This is a genomic window from Arthrobacter sp. 05T444, assembly GCF_056395905.1.
The window spans coordinates 108,058-134,855 of the sequence record NZ_JBFTKK010000006.1; the positions used below are offsets into that span (position 1 = coordinate 108,058).

31 protein-coding genes are annotated in these 26,798 nt (G+C 64.4%); 11 read left to right on the forward strand and 20 right to left on the reverse strand.

Going from position 1 to position 26,798, the window contains the following annotated elements:
• Positions 1–8: 8 nt before the first annotated feature.
• Positions 9–1,277 carry a CapA family protein gene (locus AC1DD3_RS07930; RefSeq protein ID WP_476881371.1) on the reverse strand — a complete coding sequence of 423 codons (1,269 nt, stop codon included), beginning with the start codon at positions 1,275–1,277 and terminating at the stop codon, positions 9–11.
• Positions 1,278–1,371: 94 nt separating this feature from the next.
• Between AC1DD3_RS07930 and AC1DD3_RS07935 the strand changes: the two genes are divergently transcribed.
• Positions 1,372–3,384, forward strand: a complete 2,013-nt coding sequence (locus AC1DD3_RS07935) for a M3 family metallopeptidase (RefSeq protein WP_230118032.1) — start codon at positions 1,372–1,374, stop codon at positions 3,382–3,384.
• 137 nt (positions 3,385–3,521) lie between these two features.
• Here AC1DD3_RS07935 and pdxS read toward each other — a convergent pair whose 3' ends face one another.
• From pdxS to AC1DD3_RS07965, 6 genes are all read right to left on the reverse strand, one after another.
• Positions 3,522–4,448 (reverse strand): pyridoxal 5'-phosphate synthase lyase subunit PdxS, encoded by a 927-nt coding sequence (pdxS, locus tag AC1DD3_RS07940; protein WP_476875530.1) that lies wholly within the window; start codon positions 4,446–4,448, stop codon positions 3,522–3,524.
• Positions 4,449–4,587: 139 nt separating this feature from the next.
• Entirely contained in the window at positions 4,588–5,208 is a 621-nt protein-coding gene (gene pgsA / locus AC1DD3_RS07945) for a phosphatidylinositol phosphate synthase (RefSeq protein ID WP_476881372.1), read from the reverse strand.
• Entirely contained in the window at positions 5,198–5,785 is a 588-nt protein-coding gene (locus AC1DD3_RS07950; RefSeq protein ID WP_230118034.1) for an HIT family protein, read from the reverse strand. The genes pgsA and AC1DD3_RS07950 overlap by 11 nt, the downstream gene beginning before the upstream one ends.
• A gap of 21 nt (positions 5,786–5,806) precedes the next feature.
• On the reverse strand, positions 5,807–7,771 hold the full coding sequence (gene thrS, locus AC1DD3_RS07955) for a threonine--tRNA ligase (RefSeq protein ID WP_476881420.1): 1,965 nt from the start codon (positions 7,769–7,771) through the stop codon (positions 5,807–5,809).
• A gap of 175 nt (positions 7,772–7,946) precedes the next feature.
• The gene (locus AC1DD3_RS07960; RefSeq protein ID WP_476881373.1) at positions 7,947–11,504 is read right to left on the reverse strand and encodes a DNA polymerase III subunit alpha; all 3,558 of its coding nucleotides are present in this window, start codon (positions 11,502–11,504) and stop codon (positions 7,947–7,949) included.
• Positions 11,501–11,845 (reverse strand): DUF6504 family protein, encoded by a 345-nt coding sequence (locus tag AC1DD3_RS07965; RefSeq protein ID WP_230118037.1) that lies wholly within the window; start codon positions 11,843–11,845, stop codon positions 11,501–11,503. The genes AC1DD3_RS07960 and AC1DD3_RS07965 overlap by 4 nt, the downstream gene beginning before the upstream one ends.
• Positions 11,846–11,988: 143 nt before the next feature.
• Between AC1DD3_RS07965 and AC1DD3_RS07970 the strand changes: the two genes are divergently transcribed.
• Positions 11,989–12,375, forward strand: a complete 387-nt coding sequence (locus AC1DD3_RS07970; RefSeq protein ID WP_230118038.1) for a hypothetical protein — start codon at positions 11,989–11,991, stop codon at positions 12,373–12,375.
• Between the two features lie 15 nt (positions 12,376–12,390).
• Here AC1DD3_RS07970 and AC1DD3_RS07975 read toward each other — a convergent pair whose 3' ends face one another.
• A complete protein-coding gene (locus AC1DD3_RS07975; protein WP_476881374.1) occupies positions 12,391–12,717 on the reverse strand; it encodes a chorismate mutase in 327 nt (108 codons plus the stop codon).
• 14 nt (positions 12,718–12,731) lie between these two features.
• On the opposite strand from AC1DD3_RS07975, the gene AC1DD3_RS07980 reads away from it, so the two are divergent.
• Positions 12,732–13,163 carry a VOC family protein gene (locus AC1DD3_RS07980; protein WP_476881375.1) on the forward strand — a complete coding sequence of 144 codons (432 nt, stop codon included), beginning with the start codon at positions 12,732–12,734 and terminating at the stop codon, positions 13,161–13,163.
• A 24-nt stretch (positions 13,164–13,187) separates the two neighbouring features.
• Here the strand turns inward: AC1DD3_RS07980 and AC1DD3_RS07985 are convergent, their stop codons facing one another.
• Positions 13,188–13,937 (reverse strand): SOS response-associated peptidase, encoded by a 750-nt coding sequence (locus AC1DD3_RS07985; protein WP_290369730.1) that lies wholly within the window; start codon positions 13,935–13,937, stop codon positions 13,188–13,190.
• 106 nt (positions 13,938–14,043) lie between these two features.
• On the opposite strand from AC1DD3_RS07985, the gene AC1DD3_RS07990 reads away from it, so the two are divergent.
• The gene (locus AC1DD3_RS07990; RefSeq protein WP_078028863.1) at positions 14,044–14,301 is read left to right on the forward strand and encodes a mycoredoxin; all 258 of its coding nucleotides are present in this window, start codon (positions 14,044–14,046) and stop codon (positions 14,299–14,301) included.
• Positions 14,302–14,347: 46 nt separating this feature from the next.
• On the opposite strand, the gene AC1DD3_RS07995 is transcribed toward AC1DD3_RS07990, so the two are convergent.
• Positions 14,348–15,229 carry a LysR family transcriptional regulator ArgP gene (locus AC1DD3_RS07995; RefSeq protein ID WP_230118041.1) on the reverse strand — a complete coding sequence of 294 codons (882 nt, stop codon included), beginning with the start codon at positions 15,227–15,229 and terminating at the stop codon, positions 14,348–14,350.
• A 72-nt stretch (positions 15,230–15,301) separates the two neighbouring features.
• On the opposite strand from AC1DD3_RS07995, the gene AC1DD3_RS08000 reads away from it, so the two are divergent.
• Positions 15,302–15,922: a LysE/ArgO family amino acid transporter gene (locus AC1DD3_RS08000; protein ID WP_476881376.1), complete on the forward strand. Its 621-nt coding sequence runs from the start codon at positions 15,302–15,304 to the stop codon at positions 15,920–15,922.
• A gap of 10 nt (positions 15,923–15,932) precedes the next feature.
• Here AC1DD3_RS08000 and AC1DD3_RS08005 read toward each other — a convergent pair whose 3' ends face one another.
• Both AC1DD3_RS08005 and AC1DD3_RS08010 read right to left on the reverse strand, forming a co-directional pair.
• The gene (locus AC1DD3_RS08005; protein ID WP_476881377.1) at positions 15,933–16,988 is read right to left on the reverse strand and encodes a LysM peptidoglycan-binding domain-containing protein; all 1,056 of its coding nucleotides are present in this window, start codon (positions 16,986–16,988) and stop codon (positions 15,933–15,935) included.
• Between the two features lie 81 nt (positions 16,989–17,069).
• Positions 17,070–17,819 (reverse strand): lipoate--protein ligase family protein, encoded by a 750-nt coding sequence (locus AC1DD3_RS08010; RefSeq protein ID WP_476881378.1) that lies wholly within the window; start codon positions 17,817–17,819, stop codon positions 17,070–17,072.
• 16 nt (positions 17,820–17,835) lie between these two features.
• On the opposite strand from AC1DD3_RS08010, the gene AC1DD3_RS08015 reads away from it, so the two are divergent.
• Entirely contained in the window at positions 17,836–18,219 is a 384-nt protein-coding gene (locus tag AC1DD3_RS08015) for a DUF2177 family protein (protein WP_476881379.1), read from the forward strand.
• Between the two features lie 28 nt (positions 18,220–18,247).
• Here the strand turns inward: AC1DD3_RS08015 and AC1DD3_RS08020 are convergent, their stop codons facing one another.
• Positions 18,248–19,051, reverse strand: a complete 804-nt coding sequence (locus AC1DD3_RS08020; RefSeq protein WP_230118046.1) for a thioesterase family protein — start codon at positions 19,049–19,051, stop codon at positions 18,248–18,250.
• Between the two features lie 292 nt (positions 19,052–19,343).
• Here AC1DD3_RS08020 and AC1DD3_RS08025 point away from each other — a divergent pair, with 292 nt between their 5' ends.
• Positions 19,344–20,048, forward strand: coding sequence for an endonuclease/exonuclease/phosphatase family protein (locus tag AC1DD3_RS08025; protein WP_230118047.1), 705 nt, complete (start codon positions 19,344–19,346; stop codon positions 20,046–20,048).
• Here AC1DD3_RS08025 and AC1DD3_RS08030 read toward each other — a convergent pair.
• The 4 genes from AC1DD3_RS08030 to AC1DD3_RS08045 all read right to left on the reverse strand — a co-directional run bounded on the left by AC1DD3_RS08030 (position 20,019) and on the right by AC1DD3_RS08045 (position 21,734).
• Positions 20,019–20,525, reverse strand: a complete 507-nt coding sequence (locus AC1DD3_RS08030; protein ID WP_230118048.1) for a hypothetical protein — start codon at positions 20,523–20,525, stop codon at positions 20,019–20,021. The two genes, AC1DD3_RS08025 and AC1DD3_RS08030, sit on opposite strands and share 30 nt — an antisense overlap.
• Positions 20,526–20,571: 46 nt before the next feature.
• Positions 20,572–20,760: a DUF1918 domain-containing protein gene (locus tag AC1DD3_RS08035; protein ID WP_230118049.1), complete on the reverse strand. Its 189-nt coding sequence runs from the start codon at positions 20,758–20,760 to the stop codon at positions 20,572–20,574.
• 84 nt (positions 20,761–20,844) lie between these two features.
• The gene (locus AC1DD3_RS08040) at positions 20,845–21,198 is read right to left on the reverse strand and encodes a TraR/DksA family transcriptional regulator (protein ID WP_230118050.1); all 354 of its coding nucleotides are present in this window, start codon (positions 21,196–21,198) and stop codon (positions 20,845–20,847) included.
• Positions 21,199–21,209: 11 nt separating this feature from the next.
• Complete coding sequence (locus tag AC1DD3_RS08045; protein WP_230118051.1) at positions 21,210–21,734, reverse strand: NUDIX domain-containing protein; 525 nt, start codon at positions 21,732–21,734, stop codon at positions 21,210–21,212.
• Between the two features lie 32 nt (positions 21,735–21,766).
• Between AC1DD3_RS08045 and AC1DD3_RS08050 the strand changes: the two genes are divergently transcribed.
• Positions 21,767–22,273 (forward strand): metallophosphoesterase family protein, encoded by a 507-nt coding sequence (locus AC1DD3_RS08050; RefSeq protein WP_230118052.1) that lies wholly within the window; start codon positions 21,767–21,769, stop codon positions 22,271–22,273.
• On the opposite strand, the gene AC1DD3_RS08055 is transcribed toward AC1DD3_RS08050, so the two are convergent.
• Together AC1DD3_RS08055 and AC1DD3_RS08060 are read right to left on the reverse strand one after the other, a co-directional pair.
• On the reverse strand, positions 22,260–22,436 hold the full coding sequence (locus AC1DD3_RS08055) for a CsbD family protein (protein ID WP_230118053.1): 177 nt from the start codon (positions 22,434–22,436) through the stop codon (positions 22,260–22,262). The two genes, AC1DD3_RS08050 and AC1DD3_RS08055, sit on opposite strands and share 14 nt — an antisense overlap.
• Positions 22,437–22,768: 332 nt before the next feature.
• Complete coding sequence (locus AC1DD3_RS08060) at positions 22,769–23,218, reverse strand: DUF1810 domain-containing protein (RefSeq protein WP_476881380.1); 450 nt, start codon at positions 23,216–23,218, stop codon at positions 22,769–22,771.
• Between the two features lie 423 nt (positions 23,219–23,641).
• On the opposite strand from AC1DD3_RS08060, the gene AC1DD3_RS08065 reads away from it, so the two are divergent.
• Positions 23,642–24,976: an ammonium transporter gene (locus tag AC1DD3_RS08065; protein WP_476881381.1), complete on the forward strand. Its 1,335-nt coding sequence runs from the start codon at positions 23,642–23,644 to the stop codon at positions 24,974–24,976.
• A 24-nt stretch (positions 24,977–25,000) separates the two neighbouring features.
• Here AC1DD3_RS08065 and AC1DD3_RS08070 read toward each other — a convergent pair whose 3' ends face one another.
• Positions 25,001–25,654, reverse strand: coding sequence for a DNA alkylation repair protein (locus AC1DD3_RS08070; RefSeq protein WP_230118056.1), 654 nt, complete (start codon positions 25,652–25,654; stop codon positions 25,001–25,003).
• A gap of 165 nt (positions 25,655–25,819) precedes the next feature.
• Between AC1DD3_RS08070 and AC1DD3_RS08075 the strand changes: the two genes are divergently transcribed.
• Together AC1DD3_RS08075 and AC1DD3_RS08080 are read left to right on the forward strand one after the other, a co-directional pair.
• Positions 25,820–26,053: a hypothetical protein gene (locus AC1DD3_RS08075; protein ID WP_230118057.1), complete on the forward strand. Its 234-nt coding sequence runs from the start codon at positions 25,820–25,822 to the stop codon at positions 26,051–26,053.
• Between the two features lie 207 nt (positions 26,054–26,260).
• A complete protein-coding gene (locus tag AC1DD3_RS08080; RefSeq protein ID WP_230118058.1) occupies positions 26,261–26,638 on the forward strand; it encodes a cupin domain-containing protein in 378 nt (125 codons plus the stop codon).
• The last annotated feature ends 160 nt before the right edge of the window (positions 26,639–26,798 follow it).

The following is a 26,798-nucleotide window of genomic DNA, read 5'->3' on the forward strand; positions in this document are numbered from 1 at the left end:
CAAGCGGGTCAGCGCCCCTTGCTGATGAGCAGTTCGTGGGCCCCCGCCGCGGCGGCACCCATCGACTCCACCACCGATTTGGTCCGCTGCCGCGTCTCGGCGTCCGCCGCCGGGCTGGCACAGACGCCCTGCGGCGCGTCCGAAGCCACTGAACACCAGCGGTAGGGAGCATTGACAATGACGGACGGCGCCCAGCCCAGGTCAGAGGCTGTCCATTTTCCCGTGGCGTCCTGGCTGAACTGGGCGCGCACGAGCAGCCCCTCGTTGTTGACCACGTAGGTGGGCGAAAGTTCCGTCACTCCGTTGCCCAGGCCGTATACAATCCAGGTGCCCTTGTATTTCTCAATGGGCAACACCGAGTGCGTGTGGTGGCCGTAGACCATGGTGAACTGGCCGCTGTCCACCAGGGCGTGCGCCACCTCCTGCTGCTGCGCATTCGGTGCGCTGGCATACTCGTCACCAGCGTGCATGACGCCCAGCACAATATCGGCGCCGAGTTTTCTGGCCTTCTTCGCCTTCGCGATCATGGCCGGGGCGTCGAGCATGTCCACCTGCCAGGCCTGCTCCGGGATCTGACCGTTCAGGCCATAGGCGGCCTCAATGACGGCAACCTTTGCGGCCGGCGTCTGCAGGATGAGGACGCCCTGGGACTCCACGGCCGTCCGGTACGACCCCGTGTGCTCGAGCCCCGACGCGTCGAGGACGTCCAGCGTCCGCACGAGTCCCTCCGTGCCCTGGTCAATCGTATGGTTGCTGGCCGTGGTGCACGCGCGGTAGCCCACCGCCTTAGACGCGGCGATGATCTGTGGCGGCACGTTGAAGGAGGGATAGGCGGAGAACGGTCCCTGCGGAAGCGCCACAGGCGTTTCCTGGTGGCAGATGGCGAGATCGCTCTTGTCGATATACCGCCGCTGCCCCTCCAGCAGCGGACCGAAGTCAAGACCCTTGGCGCCGGCTGCCAGTGCGTCCTGCCGTGCCTGCTCCCACAACTGGGCATGGACCAGCATGTCGCCGGTGACCAGGACGGACGTACAGCGGATCGCGGTGCACGCCGGGCCGGCGCCCGGCGTCGGGGTCGGTTTGGGCGTAGGGGCGGCGGCGGACGCGGCCGAACTGCCCGGCGCCGCGCTGGCGGTGTCCGGGGGGCTGGCCTGCCTGGTGTCCTGAGGCCTGCCTTGTCCGGCAATCACGCCGCAGGACGCCAGTGATGCAACAAGTGCTGCCGCGGCGGCAGCACGGGCCGTCCGGCGGAAGAGTACGCTCCCTGTTTTCCCCATGGCCGCAATCCTACGGCGGGCCCCTGACGGAACCTGCACTCAAAACACGGTGGACACCATTGAGAACGCGTCTCCTGCATGAAAGTGTTGCTTCATGACTAATCCACTGCTGAGCCCGAGTGAACTGCCGTTCGGGCTGCCGCCGTTTGCGGACATAACAGACGCCCACTACGCCGAAGCTGTCGATGCCGGTCTGGCCGAACACCTGGCTGAGATCCAGGCCATTGTGGACAACGCCGCGCCGGCCACCTTTGAAAACACCGCCGTGGCCATGGAACGGTCGGGAGGCCTGCTCCAGCGTGCTGCCGCGTCCTTCTTCACACTGGTATCGGCAGACGCCTCGGACGCCATCCGCGACCTCGAAACCGAGCTCTCTCCCCGCTTTGCCGCCCACCAGGATGCCGTCTACCTCAACCGCGGACTCTATGAGCGCTTCGCCGACATCGATACGGAGGGCCTCGACGCGGAGTCGGCGCGGCTCGTGGAGGAATACCTCAAGGAATTCCGCCAGTCCGGGATCCAGCTGGACGACGCCGGCCAGGAGAAGCTCAAGTCACTGAATGCGGAACTTTCCCGGCTGGGCACGGAATTCGGGCAGCGCGTCAAGGAAGGGATGAAGTCGGCAGCCCTGCTTCTGGACGATGCCGGGGACCTGGCCGGCCTGCCGGCGGATGAGGTCGCCAGCGCCGCCGAAGCAGCCCGCGTGGCGGGCCACGAGGGCAAATTCCTCCTGACCCTCATCCAGCCGAGCAACCAGCCCGCCCTGGCAGCTCTGGAGAACCGCGAGGTCCGCCGCCGCCTGCACGAGGCCTCCGTAGCCCGGGGAAGCAGCGGAGGCAGCCTTGACGTCCTCGACCTCGTAAAGTCCATGGTGCAGCTGCGTGCCGAGAAGGCTGAGCTTTTGGGTTTCGCCAACTACGCCGAACTCGTGGTGGACCGGCAGACCGCGCCGGACTTCGAGGCGGTGCGGACCATGCTCAACCGGCTGGCCCCGCCGGCCGTCCGGAACGCTGACGCCGAAGCCGCCGCCCTGGCCGAGAGCGCCGGGCACCCGCTGGAGGCCTGGGACTGGTCGTATTACTCCGCCAAGGTGCGCCTGGAACGCTACTCCGTGGACGAGCAAGCCATCCGGCCCTACTTCGAACTGGACCGGGTCCTGGTGGACGGCGTATTTTTTGCCGCGACGTCGCTTTACGGCATCTCCTTCCAGGAACGCAAAGACCTCGCCGGCTACCACCCGGACGTCCGCGTCTGGGAGGTGCGCAACGAGGACGGCACCGAACTGGGACTCTTCCTGGGCGACTATTACACGAGGGAATCCAAGCGCGGCGGAGCCTGGATGAATTCACTGGTTGAGCAGTCTGATCTCCTTGGCGCCAAACCTGTGGTGATCAATAACCTGAACATCTCCAAACCGCCTGCCGGGGAACCCACGCTGCTGACGCTGGATGAAGTCCGCACCACCTTCCACGAATTCGGGCACGCCCTGCACGGGCTGTTCTCCCGTGTCACCTATCCGCGATTCTCAGGGACCAACGTGCCCCGTGACTTCGTGGAATACCCGTCCCAGGTGAACGAAATGTGGATCATGTGGCCCGAGGTCCTGGCCAATTACGCCCGCCATCACGCCACCGGAGATCCACTTCCCCAGAACATTATCGACAGGCTGAATGAGTCCCGGCTGTGGGGCGAGGGCTTTGCCACCACGGAATACCTCGGCGCCGCCCTGCTTGATCTGGCCTGGCACGTGCTGGATCCCGGCAGCGTTCCGCAGGACGCGCAGGAGTTCGAGGCGAAGGCCCTGGCCGCAGCCGGAGTCGCGCACGCCCTCATTCCGCCCCGGTACCGGACCGGCTACTTCCAGCACATCTTCGCTGGGGACGGCTACGCGGCCGGCTACTACTCGTACATCTGGAGTGAGGTGCTCGACGCCGAAACGGTGGACTGGTTCAGTGAAAATGGTGGCCTCACCCGTGCCAACGGCGAGCGTTTCCGCAATGATCTCCTGTCCCGCGGGAACAGCAGGGACCCGCTGGCGTCCTTCCGCACGCTCCGCGGCCGCGACGCTGCCCTGGAGCCGCTCCTGAAGCGCCGCGGCCTGGAATAAGAACATCGATTGCTCCGCAACTGCCCTTTTCGACGCTCTAAAGGGCAGTTACGGAGCAATCGACGGGCAAAGCAGTACGACGGCGGCCGGTCACCTAGTAAAGGTGACCGGCCGCCGTCGTACTGCTTTTGGAGCTGTTACCAGCCGCGCTCGGCGAGGCGGTGCGGCTGCGGGATCTCGTCCACGTTGATGCCGACCATGGCTTCGCCCAGGCCGCGGGATGCCTTGGCGATGACGTCGGGGTCGTCGAAGAACGTGGTGGCCTTCACGACGGCGGCCGCACGCTGGGCGGGGTTGCCGGACTTGAAGATGCCGGATCCGACGAACACGCCGTCGGCGCCGAGCTGCATCATCATGGCGGCGTCAGCCGGGGTGGCAATGCCGCCAGCGGTGAACAGCACCACGGGGAGCTTGCCGGTGGTGGCGATTTCCTTGACCAGTTCGTACGGGGCCTGCAGTTCCTTGGCCGCGACGTACAGCTCGTCCTCGGGGAGGGCGGCGAGCTTGAGGATCTCGGCGCGGATCTGGCGCATGTGCGTGGTGGCGTTGGAGACATCTCCGGTGCCGGCCTCGCCCTTGGAGCGGATCATGGCCGCGCCCTCGTTGATGCGGCGCAGGGCCTCACCGAGGTTGGTGGCGCCGCAGACGAAGGGAACGGTGAAGTTCCACTTGTCGATGTGGTTGGTGTAATCGGCCGGGGTCAGGACCTCGGACTCGTCGATGTAGTCCACGCCGAGCGACTGCAGGATCTGCGCCTCGACGAAGTGGCCGATGCGGGCCTTGGCCATGACCGGGACGGAGACGGCGTCGATGATCTTGTCGATCATGTCCGGATCGGACATGCGGGACACGCCGCCCTGGGCGCGGATGTCGGCCGGAACGCGCTCAAGCGCCATGACAGCAACGGCACCGGCGTCTTCGGCGATGCGGGCCTGTTCGACGTTGACGACGTCCATGATGACGCCGCCCTTGAGCATCTCTGCCATGCCGCGCTTGACGCGGTTGCTGCCCGTGACGCTGTTGGCGGACGAGCCGGCTTCGCTGCTTACATCAGGTGTAGACACAAAAACCCCTATGGGTAGATAGATGACCTTCGCCGGGAGTGCAGGTGGCACGGCAATGCCGTAATTCGCACACACCGGATTACCGGATCCATTGACCAGGCAGTCCTAATACTAGTCCCACCGCGGCAGCCCGGCTTAATCAGGATGGCCGGGTGTCTTCGCAGGCCTGGCGCCGGACTGCCAGCACACGTTGGACCACCGTGGCGAGGCTCGCCACGCCCAGCAGAACGAGGGTCACGAACAGCACGATGCTCGGCAGCCCCAGGCCGGTGAATCCGGTGACGACAAGCACGGAGACCAGCCGCTCGGCTCGTTCGGCGATGCCCACGTTCGCCTGGAACCCGAGAGATTCCGCCTTGGCCCTGACGTAGGACACCACCATGCCCAGGACAAGGCAGACGACGGCGGCCACGGCTATCGCCGTCTCCCCGCCGCCGGTGAAAAACCATATGGTGAGGCCGGCAAAGAGCGCCCCGTCGGCCACGCGGTCCAGCGTCGAGTCGAGGAAATTCCCCCAAGGGCCACCCCGGTCCTGCAGCCGCGCCATGATGCCGTCGATGACATCGGAGAAGATGAAGGCCGTGATGAAGATCGTCCCCCACCAGAGCTGCCCCAGCGGGTAAAACACTAGAGCGCCCACCACCACACCGGCCGTTCCCACGATGGTGATGGCGTCCGGCGAAACGCCAATTTTGAGCAGCCAGCGGGCAAGCGGGGAGAACAGCGCGGTGAAGAAACCGCGGGCATGCCTATTCAGCATGCGTCTCCCCTGGCCAGGCCTCGGCAACCTGCTGGCGGACTTCATCGAGCGTCTGGGTGATGGCCTTGGTCTGGGCAATGATCGGGAAGAAGTTCCCGTCCCCGCCCCAGCGCGGAACGATGTGCTGGTGCAGGTGCCCGGCGATGCCTGCGCCGCCCACTACCCCCTGGTTCATGCCCAGGTTGAAGCCGCCGGGGTTCGCCACCTTCCGCAGCACGCGCATGGCGGTCTGGGTGAGGTCGGCGAATTCGGCGGTCTCCTCAACGGTCAGGTCCGTGTAATCCGGAACGTGGCGGAAGGGGCAGACCAGCAGGTGGCCCGGGTTGTACGGGAAGAGGTTCAGCACCACGTAGCTGGTGCGGCCGCGGTACACGATCAGGGATTCCTCATCGGTGCGTGCCGGGGCCACACAAAAGGGGCAGTCGTCCTGGTTCTTGAACTGGTGCTGGCCACCCTTGATGTACGCCATGCGGTGCGGAGTCCACAGGCGCTGGAAGGCATCCGGAACGCCGGCGAGGCCAAAGTCGTCCGTCACCTCGGCGTCGCCCGGATAGCCTGCGCCTGTGTTCTCCTGCACTGTGTGCCTTTCCGCCGCGGGCTAGCTGGTCCGGTTGCGGACGGCGTCCACGATCCGCTGGACAGCCTCGGCCACCGGCACGCCGTTGTCCTGGCTGCCATCACGGAAACGGAAGGACACAGCGCCTGCGTCGGCGTCCTCGCCGCCGGCGATCAGGACAAACGGGATCTTGTCCTTGCTGGCTGTACGGATCTTCTTGGGGAAGCGGTCGGAGGAGATATCGACCTCGGCTCGGATGCCGGCGGCTTTCAGCTGGTCCACGACGTCGAACATGTAGTCGTTGAAGGTCTCGGCGACGGGAATGCCCACCACCTGGACCGGTGCAAGCCAGGCCGGGAAGGCTCCCGCGTAGTGCTCGGTGAGTACACCCATGAATCGCTCCACCGAGCCGAAGAGGGCACGGTGGATCATGACTGGGCGCTGCCGGGTGCCGTCGGCGGCCTGGAACTCAAGCTCGAAGCGTTCCGGAAGGTTGAAGTCCAGCTGGATGGTGGACATCTGCCAGGTTCGGCCAAGCGCGTCCTTCGCCTGAACGGAAATCTTGGGACCGTAGAACGCGGCTCCGCCCGGGTCCGGAACCAGGTCCAGGCCCGAGGCTTCGGCGACTTCAGCCAGGGTGCGGGTGGCCTCTTCCCACGCGGCGTCCTCGCCGACGAACTTGTCTTCGTTCTTGGTGGAGAGTTCCAGGTAGAAGTCGTCCAGGCCATAGTCCTTGAGCAGACCGAGGACAAAGTTCAGCGTGGTGGTGAGCTCGTCCTTCATCTGCTCACGGGTGCAGTAGATGTGGGCGTCATCCTGTGTCATGCCCCGCACGCGGGTCAGGCCGTGGACCACGCCGGACTTCTCGTAGCGGTAGACAGAACCGAATTCGAAGAGGCGCAGCGGCAGTTCGCGGTAGGACCGTCCGCGGGAACGGAAGATGAGGTTGTGCATGGGGCAGTTCATCGGCTTGAGGTAGTAGTCCTGGCCGGGCTTGCGCACGGTGCCGTCCTCGTTCAGTTCCGCATCGATGTGCATCGCGGGGAACATGCCTTCCTTGTACCAGTCGAGGTGGCCTGAGACCTCGTAAAGGTGCCCCTTGGTGATATGCGGGGTGTACACGAAGTCGTAGCCGGCGTCCACGTGGCGCTGGCGGGAGTAGTCCTCCATGGCCTTGCGGATAATTCCTCCCTTGGGGTGGAAGACCGGCAGGCCGGAACCCAACTCATCGGGGAAAGAGAACAGGTCCAGTTCGGCGCCAAGCTTGCGGTGGTCGCGGCGCTCGGCCTCGGCGATGCGCTCCTGGTAGGCCTTGAGGGCGTCCTTGGTGGGCCAGGCGGTGCCGTAGATGCGCTGGAGCTGCTGGTTGTTCTGGTTGCCCAGCCAATAGGCGGCCGACGAACGGGTCAGGGCAAAGGCGTTGGAGATCAGCTTGGTGTTGGGCAGATGCGGGCCGCGGCACAGATCGCACCAGACGCTGTCGCCGCTCTTGCGGTCCACGTTGTCGTAAATGGTGATATCGCCGGCGCCGACCTCAACATTGACGCCCTCTCCGGCTTCGGCGGCGTTGTTTTTCTTGCCCAGCAGCTCGAGCTTGTAGGGCTCATCCTTCATGGCTTCGCGTGCTTCATCTTCGGACACGACGCGCCGGACGAACTTCTGGTTTTGGTTGACGATCTTGAGCATCATCTTTTCCAGAGTCTTCAGGTCTTCCGGGGTGAACGGCTCGGCGACGTCGAAGTCGAAGTAGAAACCGTCGGTGATGTAAGGGCCGATTCCGAGCTTGGCGTCGGGACGCAGCTGCTGCACGGCCTGGGCCATGACGTGGGCGGTGGAGTGGCGCAGCACGTTGAGGCCGTCCGGGGAATCGATGGTGACGCCTTCAATCTCGGCACCTTCGGGAAGCGGCTGGTCCAGGTCCCTCAGCTCGCCATCAACGCGGGCTACAACGACGTCACGGCGCTCAAAGAAGAGTTCCGCGCCGGTGGTCCCGGTAGTCACCTTCATCTCTTCGCCATCGACGATGAGGGTGATCTGCTGGGCATCTGACACGGGTGTCTCCTATTCAAAGTTAAGGCTTCGTAGCTTGTGGCATACGGGGACCACAGCCAGCCTCGTCCATGGTATCTGCAAGGACAGAGGCCAGCCAAAGCGGCGCACGGAAGGGGCGGGACCGGGCAGGTCAGCTGCCCAGCCCGGTGATGGCAAGGTTCCTGCTGATTCCGCTGAGTGGCCCGGGGAGCCGGAATTCGTCCGGAATGACGGTGCCGGGATGAGGCTCCCCGCTGTCCGGCTTATGCAGGTGGTGGGATTTCTCCCCAGGAAAGGGCGCATTCTCAGGGAAGGGCAGGGTGTCAATCCGGCTGAGATCCCAAGCCATGCTGGCACTGAGGCTGATCCCCCGCGGGCCGGTTCTGCGTGTTGTTCCGCGGACCAGCAGAAGCCGGGTTCCGAAAAGCAGAGATCCCGCCTGCTCCTGGGCCTCGTGGAAGAACACAGAGTCCACACACCCTGTGCCGTCATCGATACTGATGAACACCACCCGCCGGCCCCCGCGCATCGGCGGGGTCTGGGTGGCGATCCTTACCCCGGCCACCAGAACCTCCGTGCCGTTCCTCAACCCGAGGAGTTTGTCCGCGGTGGTGACGCCCAGCCTGTCCAGAAGAGGCCGGTGGCTCGACATCAGGTGCTCGCTGACATCAACAGCCATCAGGTCCAACTCAGCCCTGACGTTTTCGATCATGGTGGGAGGTGGGAGTTCAGCCTTGATATTCCTCAGTTCAACGTCTCCAAGGGGCAGGGCCAGTTGGCCATCAATAACGTCGATTCCTTTCCTGGGCTGCCGGTTCTGCAGGTTCTGAAGATGCTGGACAAGGTCAGCCCGGTTGGCGGCACCGCCGGATTCACGGTGCAGCGAATCGAAGGCACCCAGCTGTGCCAGTCTCTTGATACTCGGTTTACTCAGCCTTGACCGTGCCCTGAGATCAGCCAGGGAGTCATAGGGCTGCCCGGCAACGATTCGTTTCAGCTCCGCTCCTGAGAGGCCGAAGATACCGTTCAGGCTCAGCCGGATGCCAAGTTTCCCGCGGTCCGGCCCCTCTTCGATCCGCTCCACACGGTACTCAGCCAGGCTGCGGTTGATGTCCAGCGGAAGAATTGGAATCCCCAGACGGCGGGCCTCGGCGACAAGCAGGCGCTTGGGGTACATGCCGGGGTCGTGCTCCCAGAGACCGGCAAGGAACGCCTCAGGATGATGGGCTTTCAGCCAGGCTGACTGGTAGGTGGGCACGGCAAAGGCCGCACCGTGGGCCTTGCAGAACCCGAAGCTGCCGAAGGCCTTGAGGGTTCCCCAAACCTTGTCCACCACTTCCGGGGTGTAATGGTTTTCCCGCGCTTTCCGGCGGAAGAACTCCTCAACCTTCGGCTCAAGCTCCCCGTTGCCGAGGGCGCGGCGGAATTCGTCGGCCCTGGCAAGCCCGCAGCCCGTCATGACGTCAAATGTCTTGAGGATCTGCTCGTGGAATACGGTCACCCCGTGGGTTTCCTGCAGCACAGGTTTCAGGTCCGGATGCGGGTAGACCTCCGGCGCGAACCCATGCCGGTGTTCCAAAAAAGGCCGCACCATGTCCGATTTCATTGGCCCGGGACGGAACAGCGAGATATCGATGATGAGATCGTTGAATTCCCGGGGGGCCAATTTACCCACGAGTTCGCGTTGGCCCGGCGATTCGATCTGGAAACAGCCAAGAGTATGGGTGCTCCGGATTAGTTCGTATGTAGGCTCATCATCCAGCGGCACAGCGTTGAGCTCAATGCGGCCGTCCTCACTGATGTAATCGGGCCCGTTGCCGTCAGGTCCCACGGGATGGGCGCCGGCAGCCACCACTTCACCCTTTGAAGGATGGATCCGGATGATCTCCCGGACGGCGAAAGCCATGGCGCTTTGCATCCGGACTCCCAGCACATCAAGTTTGAGCATGCCCATGGGGTCCATGTCGTGCTTATCGAACTGGCTCATTGGAAGCCCCAGTCCGCTGGGCTGCACAGGGGTCCGGTCCATCAGGCCCGCATCGCCAAGGATTACCCCGCAGGGGTGCATGGAGATGTGACGGGGAAGCCTGTCCAGACGTTCGGTCAGGTCCACGAGCAGGTCCAGCTGCTGGTTTCCGGAAAAGTCCCGCTGCTCCACCCGGCCAGCAAATTCACGAAGCTCAGGTTTTTCCTCAAGCGCTTCCCTGAACTTCCGGGCAGAGAAGCGCCACAGCTGCTTGGCGATCTCCCCGACATCGCCATCATCCATTCCCAAGGCCATCCCGGCATCGCGGACGGCACCCCGCGCACGGTACCCGTTCTGCATGCTCATAAGGGTGACGCGTTGAGCGCCGAAGCGGTCAAAGATCTTCCGGTAAACATTGTGCCTCTCGGCGCTTTCGACGTCGATGTCGATGTCCGGCAGGGTGGACCTGTCTCCTGACAGAAAGCGTTCGAAGATGAGGTCATGCTGCAGCGGATCCACCTGGCTGACATCGATCAGGTAATTGACCAGACTGGACGCTCCCGACCCCCTGGCAGCGGCCCTCACCCCCATATCAATGATCATCCGCGACACTTCAGCCACGGTCAGAAAATATGAGGCAAAGCCCAAATTGGAGATGATCTTCAGCTCATGACCCAGGCGGGCGCGCATCGCAGCCTCCGCTTTGCCGGAAATCCCGGGGAACCTGCGTGCCACACCTGCCTCACACCTCAGCGCCAGCTCCGCGAGGGGATCACCCTCTATGCCGATCACTGACGCTTCCGGAACCACCGGCTGCTTCCAGCCCATGTCTGAAACGGGATCTATCCTGCAGCGGTCGGCGAGCGCCTCCGTTTGAGCGAGCAGCACTTGAAGATCCGCTGCCCCATACCCGGCGGCGTGAATAATTTCCCGACCCAGCTGCAGCATCTGCGCCGGCGATTTCAGCCAGCCCTGTCCGTTTGGCTGCAGGAGAGGGGCGGCGGAAAGTTCCGGCAGCGACTTCAAAGTCCGGGCGGAGTCAAGAACGTCGGCCGTAGCTGCCCCGTCCTCGGCACAATAGCGGACAGCATTGGTGAGTACAGCCGGAACACTGTGCTCCTCGGCAAGTCTGAGCATCCGTACTGCGTGGGCAGTACTCAGCGGCTCGCCGGGGGTGCTGAGATGGGAAACAACTTCGGCAGCGAGGCTTCCGGCTGGCATCGTGTCCAGCCAGCCCTTGAACAGGGTGCGCGGCCGGAGGTACCGCCGTCCTCCCATGGCACGTCCGACGTCGGAATCCGGACCAATCAGCACGGTGAGGACCGGCTTCAGGGTTTCCGGGTCAAGGATCCTTGATGCCAGTTCCGCCCGGGTTACGGCAACTGGGACGACTCCCCCCGCTTTACCAGTGGTGCGGGCGTGCGCATCCGAAATCAGCCGGCAGAGCGCCTTGTATCCTGCTCCGTTGTTATTGCCGTGCGCAAGCACCACGACGCGGCCGGCAAGCTGGGTGCGGAGGTCGCCGTCGTCGTCGAAAACGGCGAGGTCCACCCCGACGACTGGGTCGAGTCCGGCACCCATGCACGCCTTGAGGTGCTTGATGGTGCCGTACAGTCCGTCCCTGTCAGTGCAGGCAAGGGCTGTTGCCCCTTCGGCTGCTGCCGACTGGGCAAGGTCATCAGGCCACGAAACCCCGTAATGGGCGCTGAAGGCGGTGGAAACGTGCAGGTGGGTGAAGCTCATGCTGTTTTATGCCGGAGTGCATCGTGGATCCGGAGAAGCCTCCACCGTCCGCTGCCGGTATGCCTTACCAGATCAAGTGTCAGGTGCTCATCAGCCGGCGGTGTCTGAGTGGCTTTGGCAGGCGTTTTCGCAGAGACCACCTGGACGCGCCAGATCTCGTGATCCACGAGCCCCGGGCCGCTGCCCAGCGGGGCCCGCTGCTCCTCAGCCCACCATTGGCGGCGTTCATACCAACGCACCGGTTCAGCGCCTACCGTGTACGTCCTGCCGCCCCATTGAAGCTCCACCGGCTGGCCTTCCGCCCCACAAACGACGTCTACGGACTCGCTGAACATGCCCATAGGTGCCTCCGGAAGCTAAACTGAATGTGCGGTAAATAAGGGTTATTAGAATATGTATTCGAATAACACCAGTCTACGCCGGGGCTCCGACAAAACCTAGATGAGGTGTGGACGGACGGCGGCTCAGGGGGCAGGATGGAGCCATGAGTTCCAATGACGCACTCCTGAAGCACGTAAGCATCGCCGCCAAAGACACCACCCTGGTGGCCAAATTCGATATTGACGGCAACATTCCAGGATCGGGCGCCTTCGTAGTGGGGCTCGTGGCTGCAACTCCGGATTACTCACATCAACGGAGGCTTGGAATTGAGTTCATGAACGGCGAGGCGGTGTCGATTTACTCGTTCAGCCATGACGGCACGGAGGAGAACTTCGACGTCAACAGCGTCGAACATTCCGGCAGCACCATTACCGGCAGTTTCCCCATGAGCACTGTGCTCGGGCTGGGCAAAGGCCACCTCATGTCGGCCTTCAGCGAGGCCGACGGCCGGGAATTCCAGTCAGGAGTGCCGGTGGACGAAGCGCTCTAGGCGCTTCGCAAAGTTCTAGCTGTTGTCCTTGTGGATTTGCAGCTCAAGCTCGATGAACTTCGAGATCATGGCCCGGTAGGTGCTTTCCACGATATCCGGGTCAATTTCCTTTTTCTCGGCCGCGGCACGGACATGTTCGATCACGCGCTCCACCCGTCCGGGGGCCCGGACTTCCGCGTCGTCGCCCTTGAGCGTTCCCGCGATCCTGATCAGTCGTTCGCGGCGCGCAATCAGCGTGACGATCTGGTCATCAACCTCGTCCACGGCGATCCGGACAGCTGCGAGCTGTTCCCTGTCAGCCTTGGCGTTCTTATCGTCTCCGTGATTTGTGAGCATGTCCATGACAGTATCGAACCATGCAGCCCCGAGTCGATTTTATTTCACTGGGAGTGCGAAGCGTCGCCGCCTCCCGCCGCTTCTATGTGAACGGCCTTGGCTGGCCCGTCCACCGCGAGTTTCCAGAGGTGGTGTTCATCCAGGTCAACCACGGCCTCATTCTCTCGCTCTGGGACGCCGGGCAGATGCAGGCCGAGGCGGCCGTCGACGCCCCGGCCGCCGTCCCGGCCGCCGTCCCCTGCATTACGCTCAGCCACAACGTGGCAAGCGCAGACGAAGTCGACCAGGTGGTGGCACAGGCGCAAGCCGCCGGAGCCACTGTGGTGGCCAGCCCCAAGACCCAGCCGTGGGGCGGCTACACGGGGTACGTCGCCGATCCGGACGGCTTCCGGTGGGAGATTGCTTTCAACCCCACCTGGACAGTTGACGACGGCGGACGTGTCACCGTCTGATGGCTGCCGGCGGAGTATGCGGCGTCAGAAGAGGGCCTCCACTGGCTCGATGAGTTCCGGCGAATTATTGCGGACGTTGCCCACGGCTTTCCCCACCGAATCCACGCGCCAGCCGGACGCGACATCCTTCACCCCGGAGCGGACCAGGTCCACCAGCCCGGCGGCATCATCAACCTGCGGGTCGAGCCAGGCGGCCATCGTTTCCCTGCTCATGGGCAGCGGGACACGGTCGTGGAGCGCCGTGAGTTCACCGAACACCGTGGCTTCAGCGCCCTCCGGCGGGGAATCCGCCGTCATGATGGACATCGAAAGCATCCACCGTGCCGGGTCGCCCGGCGGCGTGGACGGATCCTTCCACCACTCGTACAGCCCGGCAAAGACAATGCCGGTGCCCTCGGTGGGGTGGACGTAGTAGGGCTGCTTGCTGCGGCCCTCGCCCTGCTTCCATTCGTAGTAGCCGTCCGCCGGCACAGCGCAGCGCCGCGACTGCACGGCCTTGCGGAACGCCGGCTTTTCCAGCACGGTTTCACTCCGGGCGTTGATCATCTTCGGCCCGATGCGCGGGTCCTTCGCCCAGGACGGCACGAGGCCCCAGCGGGCGATGTGCAGCTGGCGGGTGGTGCCGCCATCGATCAGGCGTTCCAGGACGATGGGGGCATCGTCCGTGGGGGCAACGTTCCAGGATGGCGGGATGGCTATTTCATTTTCGAGTTCGGCGTCGAATTCTGCCAGCAGGTCCCCGACGGCCCTGGCCATCACGTAGCGTCCACACATGGCACCAGCATGCCATCGCAATACAAGCGGGGGAATACCGACGCACGGGTTACGGTTGACGGGAACGAAACTGACCGGCATAAAACCTAAACACGAGGAGAGCTCCGTGGACTTCACTCCCGAAGACGGCACCATCACCATGTTTTCCACCACCTGGTGCGGCTACTGCAACAGGCTCAAGAAGCAGCTCGATGCCCAGGGAATCGGCTATACCGAGATCAACATCGAAGAAGTCGACGGCACGGCCGAACTCGTCGAGCAGATCAACGGCGGCAACCGCACGGTTCCCACCGTCCTTTTCCCGGACGGCACCGCCGCCACGAACCCGTCGGCCGCCGAGGTCAAGAGCCGTCTCGCGGCATAAGGTCAACAGCCGCACAGGTTCAACCTGGCGCACGGGAGGGAGGCGGTCAGCGCAGTTGCGCGGCCGCCTCTTTTGCGAGTGACGTGGCGATCCGGGTGAGCGTGGTTGATTCGATGGACCACTGCTGCCAGTAGAGCGGTACGTCCAGATACCCGTTTGCATCCAACACGGTGAGGGTGCCGGCGTCAAGAAGTGGCATGGCCTGAAGGTCGGGCAGCATGCCCCAGCCGAGCCCGAGTTCAATCGCGTGCACGAAGTCCGAGGACGCGGGGACGAAGTGGCGGGGCGGGAACTTGGCACCTGAGCCCAGCCTGCGCTCAAGGTAGCGGTCCTGGAGGGCATCCTTGCGGTCGAAAACCACCACCGGCGCCGAGGACAGGGCCTCGTCGGTAAACCCCTCGGGCAGCCACTGTTCCGCAAACGGGACGCTGGCCACAGGGCGGTAGCGCATGACGCCCAGCGGGCGGGCAGTGCATCCCTGCACCGGCTCCGGATTGGAAGTGATGGCCGCCATCGAGGTTCCTTCGCGGAGGCGGTCGATGGAGTGGTCCTGATCGTCGATGGTGATCTCAAAACTTGCCCGTTCAACTCGCGCCAGGGCCGGGAGAACCCACGTAGCCAGCGAATCGGCGTTGATGACCAGCGGAATGCGCGGGCGCGCCCCGGCACCCTCCAGCCCCAGTTCATCCATGGCCTCACTTTCGAGGAGAGCCACCTGGCGGGCCAGCCGAACCACAACGCTTCCGGACTTCGTGGGCCGGACCGGCTTGGTGCGGAGCAGCAGGACGCGTCCGGTCTGCTGCTCCAGTGCCTTGATCCTCTGGCTGACGGCAGACGACGTCACATGCAGCGCCGCGGCGGCACGGTCGAAGGTGCCGTGGTCGATCACCGCCGCGAGCGTTCTGAGCTGTTCGGTTGTCGCATCCATCCTGAATTTTCCTTAATAGAGTTAAGAAAGTTTAGCTGTACTCATGATTCCGTGGCACCTAGAGTCAGGCAGGTGGAAATCCCTGACACTCTCGCTGCCCTTGCCACCGGCTTTGGAGCCGGCCTGTCCCTCATCGTCGCCATTGGCGCGCAAAACGCCTTCGTCCTGCGCCAGGGACTGCGCCGCGAGCACATGGTCCCCATCGTGGCTGTCTGCATCGCAAGCGACGCGGTCCTGATTGCTGCGGGCGTGGCCGGCGTGGGCGCGCTGATCCAGGCCGCACCGCTGGCACTGGCCGTTGTCCGCTGGGCCGGAGCCGCCTTTCTTCTCGCCTATGCTTTTTTCGCGGCCAGGCGCGCCCTGAAGCCTGGCGCCATGACGGCCGCCGCCCCATCCGCACGCAGCACGCTGGCAGCAACGGTGAGTACCGCCGTCGCCCTGACATGGTTGAACCCGCACGTGTATCTGGACACCGTGGTGCTCCTGGGCTCCCTGGCTTCCGACCGGGGCCCCGATGGCCGCTGGCCGTTTGCCTGGGGAGCGATCGCGGGAAGCACGCTCTGGTTCAGCCTCCTGGGCTTCAGTGCGAAGTTCCTGGCCCCGGTTTTTGCCCGCCCCGGAGCCTGGCGGGTTCTCGACGGCGCCATCGCCGTCCTGATGGTGATCCTGGCCGCGTTCCTGGCCGTTCCGTAGGGTTGCCCGCTCACTTAGTGATGGGCTGGTCCAGGGTGAGGCTGATCGTCTGGCCGGGTTTAAGCTCGCCGGACGGCAGGTCAGTGAATTCAATCCAGGTCCGCGTTCCCGGCGTCAGCGGCCGATTGGCGGATTCGAGTTCATCGAGGCGCAGATTGAAGCGGAACGCGACCTGGCGCTCGACGTCCCCGGCCGCCATCGTGTAGGTGACAGGCACGCCGTCGGCGCTGGCAGTAGCGGTGCCCTGCGCGCCCTCGATCTTCAAGTCTCCCGGCATTAGCCTCACCCGGGTTCCGGCGGGGATCGGCCGGTCTGCCTTCAATCCGGGGTTGTACAGCAGCAGCTGCCGGGTGGTGGAGCGGAACCGGTAGCCGAGGCTGTCAAGGGAGTCCCCGTCCACAGTGGTGTAGAAGTCGGCCCGGCCGAATGAGTTGTTGACGGTCTTTCCGGTGCCGGATCGGCTGTCCACCGGCTTCTTCTGCAGCTCGATCTGCTGACCCGGGTGAAGGAAGTATACGTTCCCCTGCTCGTGGACGAACGGGACCTTGTTTGCCTCCGCCAGCTGTTCCTCAGTGATGCCGAAGCGGTACGTGATGCCGTCCAGCGTGTCGTCGGCCGACACGATGTACGTCCTGGGGATGCCAGCGGCATCGACACTCGCGGTACCGGTGGCTGCGGCCATCGGGCCGGCAGGAGGAATCAGCCGCAGTTTCGTTCCGGGTACCAGCGGCGCCCCGGGAGTGAGCCCGTTAAAAGCGGCGATCTTGGCCTCCGAGATCCCAAACGCGGCAGCCAGGGCCGCGTGGGTGTCACCCGCCGCCGTCGTGTAGAAATCGACGTTTCCGAACGAATCGGCCACTTTGGGCCCCTTCAGTGACCTCGGAGTGGGAGCACCCGACTTCACGACAGCCGCGGACGCCTGCGTCTCAGGCGTCGCCGGGTCCGTCGCCCGCACCGCCTGAGCGCCGCACCCCGTCAGTCCGCCGGCAAGCACGACGGCAAGCACGACGGCGAGCGCCAGCCTTTTGGCCGGTACATCTGAGCTTCTTTTCCCTGTTTCAACCATTTCAGTCCCCCCAATCCGGCAACGCGGGAAACCCGCGTAAAGCACGCCATCGAGCATAGGCGATACACCGGCTGGCTGCCGTTAACCCTGCAGGCTGCTGAAGTCCGCGTGCGCGAGGGCTGCGTAGCCGCCATAAGTGCTGATCACGGCGTCCTCGATGGCCTGAACGTCCAGGTGCGGCACGAGGTCGTCCGCCGCGCCTGCCGTCGCCGGATCCCAGTCCAGACCAAGGGCGGCATAGCTCGCTGTAAGGACGCTGCGGATCGGCGCCGAATTCTCCACCACGATGACCGAGCTGAACAGCCACCCGCCGGACACGACGCGCTGCGCGGTTCCTACGAGCTTGACCTGATGCGAGGGAACCTCCGGATCGGTGCCGTGGACGCTGAATTCGCCCGGGCAGTACTCCCCCGGAATCTCGCCTACGGCAGCATCCACACCGGTGCTGCGGAGCGCCTGCGCCAGCATCTCGCCGAAGAACGCGAACCTGCCCTTGGCTCCGGCGATCGCATCAGTGTGGGGTTCCACATGGTCAACGATCAGGGTGCCCTCGTGGTACGCGGCGGCCCGTCCGCCGGCTTTGCGGATCAGCGGCTCGAAGCCCTGCTCGCGGCACGCCTGCGCGGCGGCTCCGAAGCCGGCGAGATGGGTGTCGCGCTGCCCGAAGGCCACCGTCGGCGCGGGGCGGTAGAGCCTGAGCGTGGGCCCGATCCGGCCCGCCTTGGCCAGGCCCAGCAGCTCGATCCCGAAGTCAAGGTCCCTGGCTGCCCCCAGCGAGTGGTGCTGGCGAACGACGGTCAGCGCCCGCGGTCCGGCCCCAGCCTGCTGCATATTGCTAAGCTCCCTTATGGTCATAGTGCAATTTCTGGTCGTAGCAAGTGCGTTCGCCGTAATCGACGCCGTATGGCTCAAGCTCATGAACCCGTTCTACCGCAGCCACATCGGCGACCTGCTGGCCGATCGGCCCAATCTAGGGTACGCCGTCGCTTTCTACCTGATTTACATCGCCGGGATCGTCTTTTTCGCGCTGCGGCCAGCGCTCGACGGCGGCGGCTGGCTGGCCGCCGTCGGCTATGGGGCGGCGCTGGGTGCGTTCGCATACGCGACGTATGACCTGACGAACGCCGCGACGCTCAAAAAGTGGCCTATCCAGCTGATTCTCGTTGACCTGGCCTGGGGCGCCGTGCTGACCGCGCTCGCCACGCTGGCCGGCTGGCTGGTGTTCCACTAGGCCGGTTCACCGGATCCGGCGGCGGCTCCTAGCTCTTCCGCAGCGTCAGGATCTGCTCTGCGCGGCCGAACGGCCCGGCCAGGTCATGCAGCACCGTGGACGTGAGCCCGATCCCGTCGGTGCCAAAAGACACGGCGTTGTCCAGACCCAGCCATTCGCCCTCCGGCCGGCGGTACATGTGGATCTGCAGGTCCAGGTTGGGGAACGCATAGCTGTCCTTACCAGGGGGCACCCTGGCGGCAATGCCGTTAGCCGTGTCCACGAGGCCCATCAGCCGTGCCATGTCAGTGCTGTCCGCCGCGTTCGTCAGCGAGTGGTCGGTGCGCAACCAGACCTTGCCCGAGCCTGGCCGGTGACCGTCCGCTACCCTCATCTCGAGCGACCGGATGTACCCGCCGGGCCAGACGCTGGCGCCGTCGTATGGCTTGCAGTCGCCAGGGGACGGGATAGCCGTGTCCTCGAAGGCGGCGACGGCGGCGGTATCGGAAGTGACCATCCGCCACGCGGTGGCCCGGATGGCCACCCGTCCGGCCGACACCAATTCTGCCTGCAGGAGTTCGATGGTCCGGCCGGGGCGGAGCGTTGTGGTGACGATGTCGAAGCCGCCGCCGGGAATCAGGCCCAGGATCTCGTAGCTGATGCGCGCCATGCGCATGTCAGCGCGCGGCTCGTGCCGTTCCAGCCGGTCGGCGAGCAATCCCGAGGCCGGCGCCATGTGCTGTTCGTGCACGTTCCAGGCCCCCTGGGCATGGATGGTTGAGCAGAAGCGTCCCCCACCCAAGTCCTTGTAATAGAAGTCGCCCTCGGCGAGTTCCGGCAGTGCAGCAGTCAACGTCGACCCCTTCGAAGCTCTGATTGATCATCCCGAATCACCCTATCGCTTCGCGCCCCGGGCAGATGTCCCAGGCCCCCTGCTTCGGGGGCACTGGATCCTCCGGACACTCGGGGGCGGGGACGGCTCCACATCGGACAACGACACCGACGACGGCCGCGGCTGGGTGCTGGTCCCGCCTGGTCGCGGCGCCGCCGGACGCGCGCGCTTAAAGCTCCCGTTCTCCATATGATGTTCTGGGTAGACTCGGAGACTGGTCCTTCTAGCAGCCCTCAGAAGAGGTGTTCCACTGATGCGAGTAATTAGCTACAACCTCCGCAAGCACAAGGCGAGCGGCGAGCTGGTCAATCTGGCCCGCAACTTCGGGGTCGATGCCCTTTGCCTGCAGGAGTGCGATTCAGCCGACCTGCCCGACACCCTCGGCCCCCTGCACTTGGCCGACTTCACCAAGGGCAACCGGCTCGGCTTGGCAATCTACTACCGCACCGAACGGTTCACGGCGCTGGAAACCAAGACCTTTGCCCTGAAGAAGTCCATGCACGACCGTGTGATGGCGCCCGCCCACGAGCGTCTGATCGGCACCCGAATGGTGGACAACGAGACGGACCACGAATTGGTCATCGGCTCCTTCCACGCGGCGCCGCTGACCGCCTCGAATTCGCTCCGCCGCAAGCAGATCCATGCCGCGCACGCGGAGCTGCTGAGCATGGGCAGCGGGCTCATGACGCTGATGGTCGGGGACTTCAACTACCCCTTCTTCACCAAGAGTCTGCACGCCAACATGAAGGACTCGGGTTACGCCCTGTCGCTCAGTAACCGCAGGACCTATACGCGCTACAAGGTCTTCAAAGGCCACTTCGACTTCGCGACGTCCCTGGGGCTGGACATTGAAAGCGTTGAGACGCTGCCCCGCGGCAAGTCCGACCACCTGCCTATCCTGGTCACCGCGGAATACGGTCAGGACCGCTCACCGATCAAACAGCAGCCCGTTTCCTGACCCGGCAGTTCCTGGCAGGGGCATTCCTTTCAGGGGCATTCCCTTCAGGGAATCGCCCGCCAGCGGAATGACGTCGATCAGGGCATTCCGGCCAACGACCACCAGCACATACTCGCCCTCGGCCCACCATGGCGCCCCGATCGAATGAGTGCCAGTGAATCCCTGAAGGCCGGAATCGAGCAGCGCCCCCAAAGCGCTGACCGCCCCGCCGGCGCCGATCAGCAGTCCGAACACCGAGCCCGCCACGGTGGGCACCTCTGCGAGCCGGCCGGGCCCTTTGGCAGGATGCAGCCACATCCACCGTTGCCACCCCCACACAGCGGCCCAGACCAGACAGATGGCGAGTCGCCACGGGGCGGTTTGCACGAGCCATCTTCCGTTGACCTTGACGAGATCAAACACATCCTCGGTCTCGTACTCCGGGTTCCCGAAAGGGCCCGACCCGTTCGAGGCCGGCGATGATGAAAAGAATGACAATCAGGATCCTGTCGGGCCGCCTCGTGGATGCGCTCACTGGAGGGGACTATGTGGGGCGGTGCTCGACAGTGAAGTCGCCGCCGGGATACATAATCGTCTCGTGGCCGTCGTCAAAGCGGACGTGGTACGGCGGGGTTCCGTTGGGCCCGCGGACTTCCAGAATCTCACCATGCCGGTCCGACGATTCAACCGTCCTACCGTGTATGATGATGCGGTCTCCCTGGGTTGCCTCCATGGCAATCACCTCCCAGCCCTAGCGTACGGTGCTGGCCCCATCTTCGGAACAGGCCGTCAGGACAGGATGACGGGCCGTGTTTCGTCAGGCTTTGCCCCGCGCGTGACGGATGCAAAATGGCGTCCACGGCCGCGCCTCAAGCCGCCCCTCCCCGATTTGCTCCCCGCAGATGGAGCATGAACCGTAAGTGCCTGCGGAGATCCGCTCCAGGGCGGCCTCGACCTGTGTCAGGCCGGACCTGCTTTGGTCCAGCAGTGCCGAGGCCTGGGACAGTTCGAAGGCGATAGTGGCGCCTTCAGGATCGTGCTCGTCGTCGACATTGGAGTTCTGGCGGGCGGCGTTGGCCGAGGCAATGTCGGCGCGGAGCGCGGGCAGCAGGGCGAGTTTGCGGGCTCGTTCCGCTTCAAGAAGCATCCGGAACCGCTCGACATCAATCATGCAGCAGCGGGTCAGTCATGAAGCACCGGCCGTTCGTGCTCGAGCAGTTTCTCGCTGAGTGCTGGCCAAGACGCAGCGAAGGCGGGGTGAAGGTTGAGCCCGGCCACATCGTCGACGGGGATCCACTTCAGTTCAATGCTTTCGGGGTCGGTGATGGCGGCTTCGAACGGCTCCAGGACGACGACCGCGACAGTCGTGTAGGACCAGTAGCCGACGTCGAACACAGAGGTGAACAGGACCCTGACGTTCTCCTCCGGGACAGCGGCCTCTTCGAAGGCTTCCCGGAGTGCACCGGTGACAGGGTCCTCTCCCTGATGGAGCGCGCCGCCGGGAAGGCCCCACGTACCGCCGTGGTCGCTCCACGTGGCGCGGTGCTGCAGCAGGATGCCCTTCTCCGCATCATGGGCCAGGAGCCCTGCTGAACCGAACCGGCCCCAGAATCGCCCGCGCTCCCCTTCCACCCAGGCGTCGCCGGGATCACGCGGGCCGAACGGGCGGCGGGGATCTCCGGGCGGCGGCGAAACCATATTCTCCATCGTTCCAGTGTGCCCCATGGGAAGATGCTTTGATGAGCCTGCGGCTGCTTCTCGTTTCCGACACCCACGTCCCCAAGCGGGCCAGGACGCTGCCTGAACAGGTGTGGGCCGCCGTCGCCGAAGCGGACGTGGTGTTCCACGCCGGGGACTGGGTGACGGCGGAACTACTGGACGAGTTCGAGCGGCGCAGCCGCAGGCTGATCGGTGTATGGGGCAACAACGACGGCGGCGACGTGCGGCAGCGGCTGCCCGAGACGGCCAGCGTCACGTTGGACGGCGTGCGCTTCAGCATGATCCACGAGACCGGGCCGGCGAAAGGGCGGGAAGATCGCTGCGAAGCGCTCTTCCCGGACGCAGACGTCGTGGTCTTCGGCCACTCGCACATTCCCTGGGACACGACGTCGGGCTGTGGCCTGCGCCTGCTCAACCCCGGCTCACCCACCGACCGCCGGCGCCAGCCCGTGTGCACGTACATGACGGCCGCCGTCGGCGACGGCCGCCTGCTGGACGTGGAACTGGTCGAGGTCAGTCGTGCTTGAAGGCGTCCTTGACCTTTTCGCCAGCCTGCTTGATGTCGGCTTTGGCCTGGTCGGCCTTGCCTTCCGCTTCGAGGCCTTCATCGTCTCTGGCCTTGCCAGCGCCTTCTTTGGCCTTGCCGCCAAGCTTTTCTGCTGCGTTATCAATCTTGTCGCCCAGACCCATGACTGTCCTTCCGTCGTGCCCCCGCTGGCTGCGGACCGGCTCGTGTTTCCAGTGTAGGACCGGCGACCCGACCGGAGAAGGAGTCGGGCGGATGGCTGCAGAATATGGGCTGCCCCCCCATTTGGGGGGTGCGGGACGGACCACCAGATCGGGTCTGAAGCCCGGGCTTTTCCCAAGAGACAGCAGTGAGAGTAGCTGTGTCCTGAAGTTGAAGGAAGCCGCGAACCGTCGATGAGGGACTGCCGGGTCCGGGCGCACTCCCCCCGAAGCGCCGGACCCGGCTACAACGCCTGCCTGGCCGCTCAGCCCATCCGCTCACCCCCAAGAAGGGGTCAGCGGCGAGGTCGCTGTTCCGCCAGCAATTCGTCCGTTGCGGAGTCAGGCGTTCCCTGGAAGTACTGATCAAGAATTTTCTGGAAGGCCGGTTCCGCTGGTGCTGCTGCGCGCAAGAACAAGGTCACGGAAGAATGCAGCTTCTGCGCGTCGATGCCGCCGAAAATCTGTCCCGCCGTCCGGTTCTTGAGCCCGGCCACTGCGTCCGCACACTCGGTCAGCCTCGGGCCGAGCACCGGATGCCGGAGGTAAGCCCGCGCCTCATCCAGCGAGGAGATGGCGTACAGCCTGGACGTGGCGCTCTGGCCCAGCCCGGCAATCTGGGGGAACACGAACCACATCCAGTGACCTCTCTTGCTGCCGCCCCGCAGCTCGGCCAGTGCGTGATCGTAGGTGCCGCCGTCGTTCTGGGCGGTCAGAAAGCGATCAAGGTTATAGGGATCATCCACAGCTGCTCCTCGGTCGTCGACGGGGTTCCCGCACTGTACAGACGGGTTTCCCGCACTGCACATACGCCATCGTGGGCGCGCCGCGAGGTGGCGGTCAACATCCCCGCCGCCGCACGGCCACTCCGGATGCCCGGTTAGGAGCCGTTCACGCAGCCGCAATGAACCGCTGCTGGACGTGTTTTCACCGAGCCATTCCGGCCAAGGCCCATGTTTCCGCGGCAGAGACCTTGCAAATGCCCAATAAGGCCGCGCCTCAAGCGGCCCCGTTAACATTCCGGAAACAGAGCTGTCATGCGGGCTTTACTTTAGGACGATTTCTGAAACGTTGACGTAACTCGGCTTGCCATGGCCTGAAACAAACGTCCACGAGTATCGATACGGGGGAAATCGGCCGGCATCATCGGAGCCCGGTTGGCAAACTTGATGCGAAGGGACACACGGGTGGAACTCACTGCGGGAAACGTCTGGGTAATGGTGTCGGCGGCACTCGTTCTACTCATGACCCCAGGTCTGGGCCTCTTCTACGGCGGCATGACCCGTGCGAAGGCTGCCCTCAACATGATCATGATGAGCTTCGTCTCGGCGGGGATTGTCGGAGTCGTCTGGGTCCTCTGGGGTTATTCGATGAGCGGCGGCGAAGGCTTCCTGGGCGTGTTCGGCAATCCGTTCGCCAGTTTCGGCCTCTCCAACATCGTTGGTTCTGACCTGATCAAGGCCGGCTTCAGCGGAACGTTCGCCATGGTCACCGTGGCCCTGATCAGCGGCGCCATCGCAGACCGGGCGAAGTTCACCGCCTGGGTCATTTTCGTCCCGCTCTGGATCACAGCCGTCTACTGCCCCCTCGCTTTCATGGTCTGGGGCGGCGGCCTCATGAGCCACGGCGGAGCGGTCAGCGCAGTCTTCGGACAGGTCATCGACTTCGCCGGCGGCACCGTCGTCGAAATCAGCTCCGGCATCGCTGCCCTGGTTCTTGCCCTCATCATCGGCAAGCGCCACGGCTTCGGCAAGGACGCCAGCCACCGGCCGCACAACGTCCCGTTCATCATGCTCGGCGCGGGGATCCTCTGGTTCGGCTGGTTCGGTTTCAACGCCGGCGCAGCCACCACCGCCGAGCAGGCCGGACTGATCTGGATCAACACGCTTGCGGCTCCGGCAGCGGCGATGCTCAGCTGGCTCGTCACCGAAAAAGTCCGCCATGGCCACCCGACTTCGCTGGGTGCTGCGTCCGGCGCCGTCGCCGGCCTGGTCGCCATCACTCCCGCCTGCGCCAACGTCAGTCCTGTCGCCGCGGTGGCCCTCGGTTTGGTTGCCGGGTTTGCTTCGGCCATGTTCGTGGAGCTGAAGTACAAGTTTGGATTTGACGATTCGCTCGACGTCGTCGGTGTCCACCTCGGTGCCGGGCTTGTCGGCACACTGGCCCTGGGCTTCATCGCCCTGCCCGGCAACGGCGAAGGCGGCGGCCTCTTCTACGGCGGCGGCATCCAGCAGCTCGTTGCCCAGACTGTTGCCGTCCTCATCACCCTTGCACTGTCCGCGTTCATGACGGCCGTCATCGGCATCGCCCTCCACAAGACCATCGGCTTCCGTGTCAGCCATGAGGACGAGGTCACGGGCGTAGACCTGACCGAGCACGCCGAGACCGCGTACGAGTTCGGCGGACTTGGCCCAAGCCAGTTCCACCCGCTCCGCCAGCACATCCACACCATGCCGTCGGCGCAGCAGAGCGTCCAGCCCGAGCCGGAAACGGTCAGCGCCTAAGCGGCTTCGGGTACAGCCGCGGACCTATAAGCCGGTCGAAAGCCGCAGCTCCGGCCGGCTTTTCGCCACTTCATCCAGTACGAAGGAGATTGCCTCACGGGCTGCCCTGCACTCGGGGCCATCGCCCGCGGGTTCCTCGAGAATGGTCCTCGCCTGGCTCGAGAACCTGTCCCAGTCACCCCTGCCGCGCCGAAGTGCCCGCAGCGGCGCCAAGAGGGCAGCACGGCGCAACCAGACGTCAGACTCCTCCGCCCACCGGTCCAGCACAGCGTCAGCCCGTCCCCTACCCTGAGCGTCGAGACCCTCCATCAGGGGACCAACGACGTCCACCGCCAAAGGATCGACCAAGTCGCGCAATCGTGCTGTCCTGACAAAGCCTTCGATACGGGTCAGGTCTGAGTTCATCAGTAGCCGCACTTTGGATTGAAGCAGTACGACGGCGGCGAGGCGGCGTTCAAAAACCGGCACAGCCCAGAGCTCTGAACTCAATGCGGTGACCTCGTCGTGCGTCAGGTCGGAGTGGCGGCGGAGGGCATCGCGGATGGCGCCCCGCACCGCCCCAACCGAGGAGCCGTAGAACTGAAGATCGTCGCCAAGCTTGAGACGCATATCTTCGGCCCGATGCCACGCACCTTCACGTTGAAGGGCGATGTCGATGAACTCGCCAGCCTCACTCACCTGACTATTCTTTCCGGTCCCGCGCCGCGACGTCTAATCCCCCTGATGCACGTGTCTTGGTCAATTGTGAGGGCTTATCCGAGCCGACGGCCGCGCCTATACTCGTTGCACCGGCTCTTTCACTGCGCAGAGGCAGCGACGGAATATTGAAAGGTCGAGGTCGCCGTGGTCACGAACCCGTTTCGGCACCTACAGCACGATGACTCTGAGGCTTCGAAGAAGCACAGGCACAAAACCACCTCATGGCTGCAGCGCGAAGAAAGCCAGTTCAGCCACGGCAACAGCAGCCTGTTCTTCATCGCGCATGACACGCCGTCGCCTCCCGGCGTGACCTGCATCCAGGGGCATGAGGTCAGGCCCGGTGAAACCACCTGCGACCACGGGCATCCCGTCGGTTGATCATCAGCGCAAGGGCACCCCCGGCCATTGAGTCCCGGCCTCGATCGTGGAGTATCGACAACTGCGACCGAACGGAGGAGGCTGTCACCGTACGCAATCTGGTGAATGGTTTGCCGCGAAATCTGCGCGCGCGTGCTCATTCTGCTGTCGGGTTTCAGTATCTGACCTGACGGCCCATATCCACCCCACGTTGAAAGAAGGAGTGCAATGCCCACTAACGTTGTCACTCAGCTGGATGTGAAGTCACACAACACCCCTGACGAAAAGCGCCGCCCGGATAAGGCCGCGGTCGACGTCGTCACGGTTGGCGACTACACCATTGGCCGGCTCACATTTGAGCCCGGATGGCGTTGGTCCGAGTCAATCAAGCCCGTGGTCAATACCGACTCGTGCCAGAACAGCCACGTCGGCTTCTGCGTCGCCGGGAAACTGGTCGTCGAAACGACTGATGGGAAACGTATCAACATCACTCAGGGCGATTCGTACACCATCCCGCCAGGCCACGACGCCTGGGTCGAAGGAGACGACTCGTTTACGGGCATCGAGTTCCTGAGCGCTGCCACCTTCGCCAAGGCGGCGGACTAGCCTTACTGCGCCGCCTTGCCGGCTCCCGACGCGGTTTTTGCCTGCAGTCTTTGGGTCCGCGCCGGCTTCCCGGATCGGTGGGCCGGCTTCCCGGATCGGTGGGCCGGCTTCCCGGATCGGTGGGCCGGCTTCCCGGATCGGTGGGCCGGCTTCCCGGATC